This is a genomic window from Pseudobutyrivibrio sp. 49 (assembly GCF_900100545.1).
In the GTDB taxonomy this organism is placed as follows: Bacteria; Bacillota; Clostridia; order Lachnospirales; family Lachnospiraceae; genus Pseudobutyrivibrio.
On record NZ_FNDP01000005.1, the window covers coordinates 92,405 to 106,923 of the forward strand.

At 41.1% G+C, this 14,519-nt stretch carries 15 protein-coding genes and 1 other annotated feature; of the genes, 2 read left to right on the forward strand and 13 right to left on the reverse strand.

Annotation, left to right across the window (positions count from 1 at the left end):
* Positions 1–102: 102 nt before the first annotated feature.
* The 11 genes from rplL to BLP54_RS06600 all read right to left on the reverse strand — a co-directional run bounded on the left by rplL (position 103) and on the right by BLP54_RS06600 (position 8,111).
* Positions 103–477, reverse strand: coding sequence for a 50S ribosomal protein L7/L12 (gene rplL / locus BLP54_RS06550; protein WP_028234586.1), 375 nt, complete (start codon positions 475–477; stop codon positions 103–105).
* A 59-nt stretch (positions 478–536) separates the two neighbouring features.
* Positions 537–1,115, reverse strand: a complete 579-nt coding sequence (gene rplJ, locus BLP54_RS06555; protein ID WP_090167941.1) for a 50S ribosomal protein L10 — start codon at positions 1,113–1,115, stop codon at positions 537–539.
* Between the two features lie 46 nt (positions 1,116–1,161).
* Positions 1,162–1,302 (reverse strand) — a sequence feature (ribosomal protein L10 leader region).
* Positions 1,303–1,331: 29 nt separating this feature from the next.
* Positions 1,332–2,027, reverse strand: a complete 696-nt coding sequence (gene rplA, locus BLP54_RS06560; protein ID WP_072913461.1) for a 50S ribosomal protein L1 — start codon at positions 2,025–2,027, stop codon at positions 1,332–1,334.
* A gap of 82 nt (positions 2,028–2,109) precedes the next feature.
* Positions 2,110–2,535: a 50S ribosomal protein L11 gene (gene rplK / locus BLP54_RS06565; protein ID WP_028247600.1), complete on the reverse strand. Its 426-nt coding sequence runs from the start codon at positions 2,533–2,535 to the stop codon at positions 2,110–2,112.
* A 24-nt stretch (positions 2,536–2,559) separates the two neighbouring features.
* Positions 2,560–3,090: a transcription termination/antitermination protein NusG gene (gene nusG / locus BLP54_RS06570; RefSeq protein ID WP_090167942.1), complete on the reverse strand. Its 531-nt coding sequence runs from the start codon at positions 3,088–3,090 to the stop codon at positions 2,560–2,562.
* A gap of 14 nt (positions 3,091–3,104) precedes the next feature.
* A complete protein-coding gene (gene secE, locus BLP54_RS06575; RefSeq protein WP_028247598.1) occupies positions 3,105–3,302 on the reverse strand; it encodes a preprotein translocase subunit SecE in 198 nt (65 codons plus the stop codon).
* A gap of 18 nt (positions 3,303–3,320) precedes the next feature.
* Positions 3,321–3,470 carry a 50S ribosomal protein L33 gene (gene rpmG, locus BLP54_RS06580; RefSeq protein ID WP_028234592.1) on the reverse strand — a complete coding sequence of 50 codons (150 nt, stop codon included), beginning with the start codon at positions 3,468–3,470 and terminating at the stop codon, positions 3,321–3,323.
* Positions 3,471–3,698: 228 nt separating this feature from the next.
* Positions 3,699–4,571: a carbohydrate ABC transporter permease gene (locus tag BLP54_RS06585; protein ID WP_090168061.1), complete on the reverse strand. Its 873-nt coding sequence runs from the start codon at positions 4,569–4,571 to the stop codon at positions 3,699–3,701.
* Between the two features lie 43 nt (positions 4,572–4,614).
* Positions 4,615–5,523 (reverse strand): carbohydrate ABC transporter permease, encoded by a 909-nt coding sequence (locus BLP54_RS06590; protein WP_090167943.1) that lies wholly within the window; start codon positions 5,521–5,523, stop codon positions 4,615–4,617.
* 93 nt (positions 5,524–5,616) lie between these two features.
* Positions 5,617–7,011, reverse strand: coding sequence for an ABC transporter substrate-binding protein (locus tag BLP54_RS06595; RefSeq protein WP_090167944.1), 1,395 nt, complete (start codon positions 7,009–7,011; stop codon positions 5,617–5,619).
* A gap of 86 nt (positions 7,012–7,097) precedes the next feature.
* Positions 7,098–8,111 carry a LacI family DNA-binding transcriptional regulator gene (locus BLP54_RS06600; protein ID WP_090167945.1) on the reverse strand — a complete coding sequence of 338 codons (1,014 nt, stop codon included), beginning with the start codon at positions 8,109–8,111 and terminating at the stop codon, positions 7,098–7,100.
* Positions 8,112–8,465: 354 nt separating this feature from the next.
* Between BLP54_RS06600 and BLP54_RS06605 the strand changes: the two genes are divergently transcribed.
* Positions 8,466–10,901, forward strand: a complete 2,436-nt coding sequence (locus BLP54_RS06605) for a glycoside hydrolase family 94 protein (RefSeq protein ID WP_090167946.1) — start codon at positions 8,466–8,468, stop codon at positions 10,899–10,901.
* 93 nt (positions 10,902–10,994) lie between these two features.
* Entirely contained in the window at positions 10,995–11,894 is a 900-nt protein-coding gene (locus BLP54_RS06610; protein ID WP_090168063.1) for an RluA family pseudouridine synthase, read from the forward strand.
* On the opposite strand, the gene BLP54_RS06615 is transcribed toward BLP54_RS06610, so the two are convergent.
* Both BLP54_RS06615 and BLP54_RS06620 read right to left on the reverse strand, forming a co-directional pair.
* Entirely contained in the window at positions 11,875–12,333 is a 459-nt protein-coding gene (locus BLP54_RS06615; RefSeq protein ID WP_090167947.1) for a J domain-containing protein, read from the reverse strand. The two genes, BLP54_RS06610 and BLP54_RS06615, sit on opposite strands and share 20 nt — an antisense overlap.
* Before the next feature lie 95 nt (positions 12,334–12,428).
* Positions 12,429–14,462: a glycoside hydrolase family 13 protein gene (locus BLP54_RS06620; protein ID WP_090167949.1), complete on the reverse strand. Its 2,034-nt coding sequence runs from the start codon at positions 14,460–14,462 to the stop codon at positions 12,429–12,431.
* Between the last annotated feature and the right edge of the window lie 57 nt (positions 14,463–14,519).

A 14,519-nucleotide genomic window follows, 5' to 3' on the forward strand; every position in this document is an offset into this window, starting at 1 on the left:
TGCCAAAAACAATAGTAAAGTCAATACATTTTTTGTATTTATTTAAAAGCAAAAAATTGGCAGGTCAATGATGACCTGCCAATAGAAAATTCGTAACAATGATTACTTAAGAGTAACCTTTGCACCGATCTCCTCAAGCTGAGCCTTGATTGACTCTGCTGTAGCCTTATCAGCTGCTTCCTTGATAACCTTAGGAGCGCCATCAACGAGCTCCTTAGCTTCCTTAAGACCAAGGCCAGTTGCCTCACGAACAACCTTGATAACCTTAACCTTCTCAGAACCTACTTCTGTAAGCTCTACGTCGAACTCGTCCTTCTCCTCAGCTGCTGCTGCATCGCCAGCTGCTGCTGCAACTACAACGCCTGCTGCTGCAGAAACGCCGAACTCTTCCTCACATGCCTTTACAAGGTCATTTAACTCTAATACGCTAAGCTCTTTGATAGCTGCGATAAACTCTTCTGTTGTCATCTTTGCCATGATAATTTTCCTCCATTAAAAAATTAATATAAATAATTATTTGTTTTGAGTATTCTAAATTACTCTGCTGGAGCCTCAGCTGGCTCCTCTGCTGGTGCCTCTGCTGCTGGTGCTTCCTCTGCTGGAGCTTCTGCTGCAGGTGCCTCTGTAGATGCACCACCCTGCTCTGCGATCTGGTTGAGAACACGAGCGAAGTTTGTGATTGGTGACTGTAAGCTTCCAAGTAACTTTGAAAGAAGTTCCTCTCTGCTTGGTACTGCTGCAACTGCTGCCATACCCTTAGCATCATAGTATGTTCCTTCAACTACACCTGCCTTGATCTCAAGGTTCTGAGCTGTCTTACCAAACTTAGCAAGAATTCTTGCTGGTGCTGTAGCATCATCCTTTGATACAGCGATTGCGCTAGGTCCTTCAAGAACCTCGTCAAGCTGTGCAAAGTCTGTTCCTTCGAAAGCGTGCTTCATAAGAGTGTTCTTGTAAACCTTATATGTAACGCCAGCTTCACGAAGCTGCTTACGTAACTGTGTGTCTTCTGCAACTGTAAGTCCACGAGCATCAACAACTACAACTGAAGCTGCATCTTTAACCTGTGTTGAAATCTCGTCAACGATTGGCTGCTTTAATTCAACTTTTGCCACGATTTTTTTCCTCCTTATAATATTTTTGTGTTGCTTATATGAGGATAAAGTAATTTAAAAAACCTCTATGCCATAAAGACATAGAGGTTTGATTAGTCGATAAATACTTAATCGTCCTCGGCTGGTAGAGATAAATCTCTTTACGGCTAACGCCACCTGCTGTCTTCGGCAACAACTTTGTGCATTATATCATTATGTATATTGGATTGTCAACAATTAGTTTGAAACCTTTGCAACATTAAGCTTAACGCCAGGTCCCATTGTTGGAGCAAGTGAAATGCTCTTAATGTACTGACCCTTTAAGCTTGATGGCTTAGCCTTGTTGATTGCATCCATAAGAGTCTGGAAGTTGTCCGCTAACTGCTCCTCTGAGAAAGAAGCCTTTCCGATAGGTACATGGATAATGTTTGTCTTATCAAGTCTATACTCAATCTTACCTGCCTTGATTTCCTCAACAGCCTTAGCAACATCCATAGTAACTGTACCAGCCTTTGGGTTTGGCATGAGTCCTCTAGGTCCAAGTACACGACCGAGACGACCAACAACACCCATCATGTCTGGTGTAGCAACTACTGCATCAAACTCATTCCATCCTTCGTTCTGGATCTTTGGAATAAGCTCCTCGCCGCCAACGAAATCAGCACCAGCAGCCTGAGCCTCGTCAAGCTTTGTACCCTTAGCGAATACTAAAACTCTAACTGACTTACCAGTTCCGTGTGGAAGTACAACTGCACCACGGATCTGCTGCTCTGCGTGACGTCCGTCACAACCAGTTCTGATATGAGCCTCAATTGTCTCATCAAATTTTGCAGTAGCATTCTTCTTAACCTGAGCGATTGCTTCTGCTGGATCGTATGCAACTGACTTGTCGTATGTAGCTACAGCTGCAACGTATTTCTTTCCTCTTTTCATGTTTACCTCCTGTGGTTAATCGAGCTCTAAGCTCTCCCACTCAATAATTAATAGTAAGAACGTTGTTTTCGCTAAGCTGTGATTACTCTACAACCTCAACGCCCATTGATCTACATGTTCCCTCGATCATGCTCATAGCTGCCTCAAGTGAAGCTGCGTTAAGATCAGGCATCTTTGTCTCTGCAATCTCCTGAACCTGAGCCTTTGTGATCTTTGCAACCTTTGTCTTATTAGGTGTGCCAGATGCCTTCTGGATCTTGCAAGCCTTCTTAATAAGAACTGCTGCTGGTGGAGTCTTTGTGATGAAGCTGAAGCTTCTATCTGCATAAACAGTGATGATTGTAGGAACGATTGTATCTCCCATATCTGCTGTCTTTGCGTTAAACTGCTTTGTAAACTCCACGATATTTACACCGTGCTGACCAAGTGCTGGACCTACAGGTGGGGCTGGTGTAGCCTTGCCTGCTGGAATCTGCAACTTGATATAGCCTTCGATTTTCTTTGCCATTATCCTATTCCTCCTGCAAAAAAATTAATCCATTTTTCGTACGTCCGTGAAATCAATCTCAACTGGAGTCTCACGTCCGAACATTTCAACGCTGATTGTAACTGTCTGCTTCTTAGCATTGATAGACTTAACAACGCCGACAGTATCTTTCCAGGTACCGTCGATAACGCTAAGAGTATCACCAACCTCGAAGTCAACCTCAACGTTGACCTTTTCAGTGTTATCACCTAGTAAGTAAGCCTTAACTTCTGCCTCTGACAATGGCACTGGCTTGCTTCCTGGTCCTACGAAGCCTGTAACACCTCTGGTATTTCTGACAACGTACCAGGTCTCGTCATTCATAATCATCTCAATAAGAACGTAACCAGGGTACATCTTCTTTGAAACTTGCTTTTTAACGCCATCCTTAGTCTCTGTTACCTCAACCATAGGTACGCGTACATCAAGAATCTGCTCCTCGAGATGTTGTGTCTCGATAGCCTTTTCAATGTTTGTCTTGACTTTGTTCTCATAGCCTGAGTAAGTATGAACTACATACCACTTTGCCTCTGCCATATCCGATGCCTCCATTATAAATTAACTAGGATATTTACACCTTTGTTGATCACTGCATCTAATACGATGATGATCACTGCTACAACTACTGACACAGCAACAACTGCTGTTGTCTGCTTTGACACGTCTGTTGGGTCTGCCCAGACAATCTTGTTAAATTCTGCCTTGAGACCTGCAAAACGTCCTGACTTAGTTTTCTTCTCTTCTGCCATAATAGCACCCCCGTTAGACTATTTAGTCTCCTTGTGCATTGTGTGTTTCTTGCAAAATCTGCAGTACTTCTTTGTTTCCATTCTGTCAGGGTGTGTCTTCTTGTCTTTTGTCATGTTGTAATTACGCTGCTGGCATTCTGTACATGCCAATGTTATCTTTGTGCGCACAACTTCCACCTCCGTTATAATTCTACTTTGGTCTTACTTACGCTCACTCATCATAGCGAACAATTTGATGAGGCGAAAAAAGAGCATAAAAAAAAGACCTGCTTTTCTTAGTCGCTAGCAAAATATATCACAGCTAGTCAACTCTGTCAAGTCTTTCGAAAATATTAAGGGGACTAAATTTTAGCCCCCTTTAAATAATAAACTTTTAGTTATATCAATTCAACGGGATTAACCCTTTACACCACCAAGAGTTACGCCACCTACGATATGCTTAGAAAGAATAAGGTAAACAATGATTACAGGGAAAATAGAGAATGCAATCATCATGTATACCTGTCCCATATCAAACTTAAGCCAGTCAGCTGAACGTAGCTGTGCAATTAATATAGGAAGCGTCTTCTTTGTATCATCATGAAGTACAAGTGCTGGAGTGAAGTAATTATTCCAGCTGTTTACGAAGCTGAAGATTGCCTGAACAGCAATAGCTGGCTTCATAAGAGGTACTACAATCTGATTAAAAGTTCTAAACTCTCCAGAGCCATCGATTCTTGCTGCCTCAACAAGTGAAAGAGGAAGTGTAGAATCCATGTACTGCTTCATATAGAAGAATACAGCTGGAGATGCAATTGCAGGCACAATAAGTGCTGTTGGGTTGTTATCAAGTCCCATCTTACCAATTAACTGTAAGAAACCAAGTACAGTAACCTGTGTTGGAATCATCATAATCATAAGAATGAATGTGAACATGAACTTCTTACCTTTAAAATCATAGGCGTGAATTGCATAAGCAGTCATTGCAGAGAAGTAAGTTGCAAGACCTGCTGTTAAGAATGCAATTACAAGCGAGTTAATCAAACCATTAAGAATAGGAAGTGTTCCATTTTTAAGGTTTGTCCAGTTCTCAACAAAATGAGTACTTGGAACTGCTGAAAATCCTAAGCTAAGCTCAGAATTGCTTCTTGTGGCATTGATAAACAATACATAAAACCAAAACAGGCACAAGAATGAAATTAAAATCAATACTACATATGATACTACTCTTCTAGCATGTACAGAGGCACCAGTGTCCTGCTTGCCTGCTATAGTAGTGTTAGCTGCCATATCCATAATATTTTACCTCGTTTCTATTTAAATAACTATAGAATTACTTCACCTTATCAGAATTTGTAAACTTGAATACGATCAAGCTTAAGATACCAGTTATTACAAACAGGAATACTGAAAGCGCACCAGCTAAACCGTAGTTCTTGCTGAACAGGTGCTTGTTCAAATACATAATAAGTGTCATTGATGAACGCATTGGATCTCCAGTTCCGTTTGTTAAGATCTGTGGAACGTCGAACATCTGCAAACCACCAATAAGTGATGTAATCATAACGAAGATTAGAATAGGTCTAAGTAGTGGTAATGTAATTTTATAGAAAATCTGAGTAGATGTAGCTCCATCTACCTGTGCAGCCTCAAAGAGTGATGGGTCAATGCCCAACATTCCGGCCATCAGAAGAATTGTCGTATTTCCAAACCACATAAGGCAGTTCATTGTAGCAACAAGAGTACGAACTGTCCAAACATGACTCATAAACTGATATGCTTCCTTAAAAACTCCAATCTGCATAAGCATAGAGTTGATAGGACCGCTATCTGAGAATAATGTAAAGAATAACATGGCAAAAGCCGAAGCCATAATCAAGTTTGGTAAGTAAATTACTGTCTTGAAGAATGTCTGGCATTTTAATCTAAGTGATGGATCTGTAAACCAAGCTCCTAAAAGAAGCGATAATAGAATCTGTGGAATGAATCCCATTAACCACATAACCATTGTGTTATAGAAATATGTAGGCAAATCACCATTTGTGATAATTGTGCCATAATTCTGAAGCCCTACGAAGTTAGGGCCAATCTGAGTAAGACCTGAACGGTAATTCTCAAAAAATGAATTGTAAATAGTTGTTGCAAGTGGCACCAACTGGAAAATTAAAAAGATTACAGTAAATGGAATTAAGAATATGTAGCCCCATTTGTTGTAGCTTACTACTTTACTCTTCTTGTTCATAAGTGCTCCCTTTTGAATATCTTTAATATAGGGCGCACAGGACTAACCCATGCGCCCCCATTATTTTATTTCCCGCTAAGTGTAATTGTAAAATTACTCTGCTGTAAGCTCTGGATACTTCTCAACTACAGCCTTCTTGAACATATCAAGTGCCTCTTCCTTTGTAGCATTGCCCTGGAAGTAGTTCTTGATTGCCTTCTGAAGCTCTTCGTTACATCCCTGATCGTATGCAGAAATATTTGAAAGGTCTACCTTCTCAGCACCTTCTGCAAGCTGCTTGTATGGGTTCTGTCCACCAAGAAGATCAAGGTTACCTGAGTCATCAGCTGCAAGCTCTGCAAGTACTGTCTTGCTGTTTACACAGTCAGCATCCTGCTGAGCGATATCCTTAAGGATACCCTTATCTGTTGTCATCTTAAGGATGATATCCTTTACAAGGTTAGCATTGTCTGTACCTGTTGCAGCGCAGATCCATGTACCACCCCAGTAGTAAGACTGTGGTCCTACACAGTATCCCCAGCCACCCTGGCCAGCGATTGAAGCAGGATCATCTGCGTTAAGGCAGAAGTTGAAGAACCAAGCTGGTCCGAAGTAGCAGAATACCTTTCCTTCAGGATTCTTACCCTTTGCCCAGTCATCGCCCCAAAGGTCATCTGTATCCTCAGCCTTTGCGTCTACGAGTTCCTTTGAATCATCAATCCACTTATCAATGTTCTTGTCGATAACAACCTTGTTATCCTGTACCCACTTACCTGATACATTGTTTGAATATACACGGAATGTATCATAAGCAGAACACATTGTATAACCAGCCTCAGCAACCTTTGCTGCTGTCTCGTTGTACTTGCCCCAATCAGCTACTGCTGCCTGTACTTCGTCTGGATCATCTGTTCCAAGAACTTCCTTAGCTGCTTCTCTGTTGTAGATAAGACCAGCTGAGCAAGCCTGCCATGAAGAACCCTTTAACTTTCCATTGCTATCTGTAACGATGCTCTGTGTGTACTTATACTGATCTGCAAGGTCAGCATCTGTGATACCAAGATCTGATAATGCCATAGCATAATCTGTATCAACATACTTAAGAGCGTAATCAGCTTCTACTAAGAATAAGTCAACCTTATCATCAGCTGCTGCTGACTCCTGTGCAAGAAGTGCCTCGTCAAGGTTGTTCTGGTATGCGTTGTCTGTAGAAGGAGTAATTGTCCAAACTACCTCAACATCACCAATCTTACCATGAGTAGCGTCAACTTCCTCATATCCTGGATAGTGTGACTTAAGTCTTGACTGGAACTCATCATTCCAGCACTGGATGTTAAGTACCTTACCTGTGTCTGCAGGTAACTCTGCTGCTACTTCAGCATCCGCTGTCTCTGTAGCTGCGCTGTCTGCTGGAGCTTCTGTAGTAGCTGAATCAGAGCCGCCACAGCCAGCAAACATTGTCGCTGTCATTGTTGCTAATACAAGCAAACTAACAATTCTTTTTTTCATTTTGTGTTCCTCCCAAATTTTTTACGTGTTTGTCACGTTTTTTTTAAGTTACTGCATTTATTCAAGTTGATGGCTCAACTAAATGCCTAATTGAGTTTCTTGAGAGTGTCACCCTCAAGTAACCAGCCCTTGACTGTGATTTGCTGAATCAATGTTGTCTTAGGCTTTTCAATTAATGCAACCAGACTCTTTGCTGCCAGAGTCCCAAGCTCCTCGGTGTTCTGTCTGTAAGTTGTAAGACGTGGTCTAATGTGTCTTGCGACCTTAATTCCATCGAATCCTACCACCGAAATGTCATCAGGAATCTTAAGGCCCCTTTCTGCTATAGCTCTCATGCCGCCGTATGTAGCATAATCGTCTGGGTAAAAGATACAGGTCGGTCTTGTGCGAAGCTTTAAAAGCTCCAAGGTCCTTTCGTATGCACCATGAGTATCTCTATAAGGAGATTCTTTGATGTATTCCTCAGGAACTTCAATCCCGTATTCTTCTAACTTCCTATTAAAAGTAACCAATCTCAAATTGGTGGTAGCGGATTCAGCACCATGTATGTATGCTATTCTGTTATGTCCGTTTTGTACTGCAAAATCAACCAGATCGGACATTCCGCCAACGTTGTCAGAAAGAATTGTTGTTGTTTCATTATAGATATGATCAATTGTTACCACCGGAATGTTGCTCTTTACCAGCTCAACTACCTCTGGGTCATCAAAATGAACATTTGCTATAATAACACCATCAAATCTTCTGTACCTTGCATGCTCAAGGTAGGTTGCCCTGCCCGGCCTGCTTCTATCATTCGATATAAATGTTATATCGTACCCTTCTCGTTCTACTTCCCTCTTAAAACTCTCCAGAACTCCTGCAAAGAAATCGTGTGTCAACCCGCTGTTCGCATCATCCATAAATAAAACTCCTATATTATGGGTGCGATTTGTTTTCATAGATTTCGCTGCCGCATTTGGAACGTATCCCATATCTTTAGCAGCCTTTCGAATTCTGGTCTTTGTTTCTGCACCTATATCACTATGGTCATTCAAAGCCTTACTAACAGTAGCTATTGATACACCACATTCCGATGCAATATCTTTCAATGAAACCATTACTCTCTCCCAGCTCTATATTTTGATTTCTCCCTTAATCGTTTTCGCTAACTTAAATATAGCTCGATTTAAGTAGATACACAAGTCTTTTTCGAAAATTTGGATTTTCGTTAGATTTTTCTATTACAGTTTAGTGCATTTTGCACAAAAATTCAATAGAGTAATTGCTTTTTACCTTGTTTATGTTATTCTTTTTGTGGAGTACCTTGGTTTATTTACTTAAACGTTTACGGGTCTATTATTTCGAAAACGGCTAATGCATAGGCTCTCAGTTACTTAATCGTTTTCTTAAATTTAATGCAGGCCGTACTTCGAAATACCATAAATATGATCACTTTAAAAAGGGAGGAAAACATGAAATACGGATTTTTCGATGATGCTAATAAGGAATATGTCATCACAACTCCAAAGACTCCTTTGCCATGGATTAACTATCTGGGCTGCAAGGATTTCTTTACATTATTATCAAATACTTGCGGAGGTTATACCTTCTATAAAGATGCAAAGCTTCTTCGCATGACCAGATATCGTTACAACGATACTACACCAGATACAAATGGTAAGTATTTCTATATTAAAGATGGCGATACAATCTGGAATCCAGGTTGGCAGCCAACAAAGACTGAACTTGACTCTTATGAGTGCCGCCATGGCATTGGCTACAGCAAGTTCACAGGTGTAAAAAATGATATCGAAGCAGCACTTGTTACTTTTGTTCCTTTCGATGATCCTGTAGAGCTTACTAAGGTTACTCTTACAAATAAAGGAAACTCAAAGAAAGATATTACTCTTTTCTCATATGTAGAGTGGTGCCTCTGGAACGCCGATGATGATATGAAGAACTATCAGCGTAACCTTTCAATCGGTGAGGTTGAGGTAATCGATTCTACAATCTATCACAAGACTGAGTACAGAGAGCGTCGTAATCACTATGCTGTTTACTCTGTAAACGCTAAGATTGATGGTTTCGAGACAAGCCGTGATGAATTTAGAGGCGCTTACAATGGTCCTGATAAGCCAGCAGCTGTTATCGAAGGAAAACTTCATAACACAATCGCTTCTGGTTGGTATCCAATCGCTTCACACCAGCTCAACGTTAGCTTAAATCCAGGCGAGTCAAAGACATTTGTATTTGCACTTGGTTATGTAGAGAACGCTGAAGATGACAAGTGGGAGAAGCCAGGCGTTATCAATAAGAAGAAAGCAACTGCTCTTCTTTCTAAGTACCAGACAACAGAAGATTTTGATAAGGCTTTCGCAGCACTTAATGCTTACTGGAATGACCTTCTCAGCAAATTCCATATCGAGTCTAAGGACGAGCATGTAAACCGTATGGTTAACATCTGGAACCAGTATCAGTGTATGGTTACATTTAACATGTCACGTTCTGCTTCTTACTATGAGACAGGTATCGGACGTGGAATGGGATTCAGAGATTCTTGTCAGGATCTTCTCGGATTCGTTCACCTTATTCCAGACCGTGCAAGAGAACGTATTATTGATATCGCATCTACACAGTTCCAGGATGGTTCAGCTTACCACCAGTATCAGCCACTTACAAAGAAGGGTAACTCTGATATCGGTTCAGGCTTCAATGATGATCCACTTTGGCTCATCGCTGGTACATCAGCTTACATCCGTGAAACAGGTGATACTTCAATCCTTAAGGAGATGGTTCCATATGACAACGATATGTCAGTTGCAACTACACTTATGGAGCACTTACAGCGTTCATTTGATTACATCGTAAACCACAAGGGTCCACATGACCTTCCACTTATCGGTCGTGCTGACTGGAACGACTGTTTGAACCTTAACTGCTTCTCTGAGCATCCAGGCGAAAGCTTCCAGTGCTTCGGACCTTCTGAAGGACCAGTTGCTGAGTCAGTATTCATCGCTGGTATGTTTGTTAAGTATGGTCGTGAGTACGCAGCACTTGCTAAGCTCATGGGTGATACAGCTGAGGAAGCAAGAGTTCTTGCAGAGGTTGATAAGATGATTGCAGCTATCGAGAAGGATGGCTGGGACGGCGAGTGGTTCGTACGTGCTTATGATGCTTACAGCCACAAGGTTGGTTCTAAGGAATGTGACGAGGGACAGATTTACATCGAGCCACAGGGTATGTGCGTAATGGCTGGTGTTGGTGTTGAAGATGGCAACGCTAAGAAGGCCCTTGATTCAGTTAAAGAGAAGCTTGATACAAAATATGGTGTTATGATTCTTCAGCCTGCTTACACAAGATATCATCTCGAGCTTGGTGAAATCACATCATATCCACCAGGATACAAGGAGAATGCTGGTATCTTCTGCCACAACAATCCTTGGATTTCTATCGCTGAGACTTGCATTGGTCGCGGCGACAGAGCATTTGAAGTTTACAAGAAGACTTGTCCTTCATACATCGAGGACATTTCTGAGATTCATAGAACTGAGCCATATGTTTACTCACAGATGGTTGCTGGTGCTGACGCAAAGTTCCATGGTGAAGCTAAGAACAGCTGGCTTACAGGTACAGCAGCTTGGACATTTACAAATATCTCTCAGTACATCTTAGGTATTTATCCAACACTTGAGGGACTTTCAGTAAATCCTTGTACTCCAGCTGAATTTGGTGATTTCAATGTAACTCGTGTTTACCGCGGTGTTACATACAACATCGAAATCAAGAACCCTAACAAGGTACAGAAGGGTGTAGCAAGCTTACTTGTTGATGGTAAGGAAATCGAAGGAAACATCATTCCATTCGATGGTAGCAAGAAGACAGTAAATGTCGTTGCTACAATGAAATAGTTTCTTTTCATTTTCTTCATATATATTAATTTATTCTCCTTCGAAAAAGAGCCGACGTTGACCGTTCGGCTCTTTTGCTGTTTAATGATGAGTATGAATCGAACATTAACATACACAATCTCAACTGAATATGATGGATTTCAAATAGATAAATTCCTTAAAGCCAACGGCTATTCATCTGCCAACATCACCGCTATTAAAAAAATGCCAAACAACGTGGTTATTGATAGCGAATGGGTACATATGAATCGTAAGCTTCACACTGGAGAGATTCTGATTGTAAATATCACTGAGGAAGATTCTTCTGAGAAGATTCCTCCTGTAGAAATGCCTTTAGATATTGTTTATGAAGATGAAGATATCATAGTAATTAACAAGCCAGCAGGGCTTTCAATTCATCCAAGCCTAAATCACTACGAGGATTCTTTAGCAAATGGACTTGCATATTACTATGAGCAGCAGGGCAAACCATTTATATTCAGATGTGCTAATAGATTAGATAAGAACACTTCTGGGCTAACGGTTATTTCCAAGCATCTTGTTAGTGCCAACATTCTTTCCACAATGGTAAAGAACAGAGAGTTTCACAGGGAATACTATGCCATCGTTCGTGGCACACTAGATGAGCAGGAAGGCACTATAGATGCTCCTATTGGACGTGTTAGCGACTCAATCATCACAAGACAGGTGGATTTCGAAAATGGTGAAAGAGCTGTCACCCACTACAAAGTTATGGACGAAAAAAATGGGCACAGCCTCATCTCAATTCATCTTGAGACAGGCCGCACCCATCAGATTCGTGTTCACTTTAAATATCTTGGTCATCCATTGATTGGTGACCACTTGTACAATCCAGATTTTGAGTATATGGAGAGGCAGGCACTGCACTCTCATAAGATTGCTTTTACTCATCCGATAACAAAAAAGGTAATGGAGTTTGTTGCTCCATTACCTGATGATATGTCTGCAATATTTAATTCATCTGAGACTTAAGGTCCTCGTACTCTCTGTTGATTTCAGCAACTGTAGCTGTATCACCTGCGTCTCCATCTGGATGATAAATCTTAATAAGATCCTTGTAACGCTTTTTAAGTGCTTTCTGAGTGGATACGCCAGAGAAGAACATTTCGCCATGGACTATGTTGTCAGATGTAGCGACAGCATACTCCTCCTGTGCGTTAGCCTGAACGTGGTCATAAAACTTTTTCTTGCGCTCAAACTGTTGTTTATCATCAGCAAGCTGTTGAGTCTCTCTAATGAGCATTTCCCATTTCATCTCAAACTGCTTTTCCTGCTGCTCGAGGGTATGTATCCTAGCCTCGACTTCCCTCTTTTCTTTTAATAAATCGTTCCATGCTTTTTCTAACTCTTTATGTCGCTTCTCAAGTTCCTGCATGTCGATCTTGTCCTGACATGTGAGATTCTTCGCCATAATTTTTCTCCCGCTTTAATTACCAAATTTTTTGGTTTTCCTAATTATACTATGGTAACTTCGGCGTTGTAAATTAGTACATTGGTCAAGTATTTTTAAATTCTTTTGTACACTATGCCCGAATTTGGTCCAAGTGTAACATGGAGATTTCCTCCCTCAACAGTTATATCGGTCGGCATGATGGAATACCCAACCTCATTACTCAAAATCAATCTCTCAAGTTGACAATTAAGTGGCACACCAGCTATCCAAACAGGCACATCTACGTCGATATCATGGCCATTGGAATTAATTAAAACAACAATTTGTTCATTGCTGGTAAATCTTCCATAGCTGATAAATCCCTGCCCACAATTCAAAAATCTAAAGGATCCTTCCTTAATAGCGTGGCTCTGCTTATGAATCATAATTATATCTCGGGTATAATCTATCAAATCATAATTTGCATTACCCCATGGATAAGTACGACGGCTATCCGGGTCAGTAAATCCACATACACCTGCCTCATCGCCATAATAAAGTGTAGGTGCTCCAGGCCATGTGAACTGAATCATCTCTGCAAGCTTCATCACAGGAATGCTTACACCATCTTCAGCAGCCTTCGTGCCCTTTGTAGCAATTCTTCCCACAGTATGATTAGTACGTGTTAGGAAGCGTGAATGATCGTGATTTGAAAGCTGATTCATGGCACAGTACAGGGATGGTGTTTTAAGTCTCGCCATAAAATGAAGCATAGTATTCTTGAAACGGTCACCATCACCCAAGGCACTAGGCTGGAACTCATCAGAATGCTTCTCCATACCTGTAAGGAAATAGGTAAGAGGCTCCATAAAAGCATCGTAATTCATAATAGTATCCCACTGGTCACCTGCAAGCCAGGCAGAAGGATTTCCGTAATGCTCTGCCAAAATAATGGCATTTGGATTGGCACTCTTTACCGCATCTCTAAAATCACGCCAAAATTTGTGATTAAACTCCTCGGAATGTCCCAAATCAGCAGCAACATCAAGGCGCCAGCCATCACAGTTATATGGCTCGCTAACCCATTTTTTGCCTATATTTAGTATATATTCATATAGCTTTGGCGAATCCTCGTAATTGAGCTTAGGAAGCGTATCATGGCTCCACCAACCGTCATGGCTCTTATTATCTGGCCAACTGTCCTCATAGAACTTAAAGAAGCTGTTATAAGGACTATCCTTACTTTCATAAGCACCTGGCGCATAGCCCTCCGCCTTAGAATAAATCTTCTCTCGATTCAGCCACTTGTTGAAGGAACCACAGTGGTTAAATACACCATCTATGATTACACGGATACCTTTCTGGTGCGCCTCATTAACAAAGTCAGCAAAAAACTGATTGCTGGCCTCCAGATTCTCCTTATTGGTAACACGGAGCTTGTACTTTGTGGCATGGGTATTGTCATAGTCCCCTGGATCAAGGCATTCTCCGCCATCCTTTTTAATTACAGTAAAATGAGGATCAATATAATCGTAATCCGAAGTATCGTATTTATGATTAGAAGGAGATACAAACAGCGGATTGAAATAGATTACCTCCACGCCAAGACTCTTCAGGTAATGCAGCTTCTGACGGACTCCCTCTAAATCTCCACCGTAGAATCTACCTATATCAAGATTTGCTGGCATAGAATTCCAGTCCTTTACTCCCTCAACTGGCGCACCAACATAATGATATTCGTTTGTTACCACATCATTGTCAGGATTTCCATTGCAGAATCTATCCACCAGGATTTGGTACATAACCGCACCTTTAGACCAGGCTGGTGTGGAAAAGCCTGGCATAATAGAAAACTCATAGTGCTCCCTGTAATCTCTCCACAGACCTACACGGTCATAGTAATAATGATCAAGGCCCACTACGAGCTCAAAATAATATCTAAATTCCTTTTCGCCCAGTTGTACTGTGCAAGAATAAAAATCAAATTCACCACGAGTTCTGTCCAGGTGCATGCGCTGACTGAGATTGTCAGTTTTAGACATCAAAAAAACATCTACATCTTCCTGATGATAAACTCTAATACTAATAGTCACCAGAGAATTCTCATCTGGTTCCATAGGGTATCTATATTCAGCTGTTCCATCTGAGTATATTGCGTGGATATTCATGTGAATCCCCCTAGCTGACTAAGAATATTTTTAGATAGTAAAAAAGACAGCAACGAT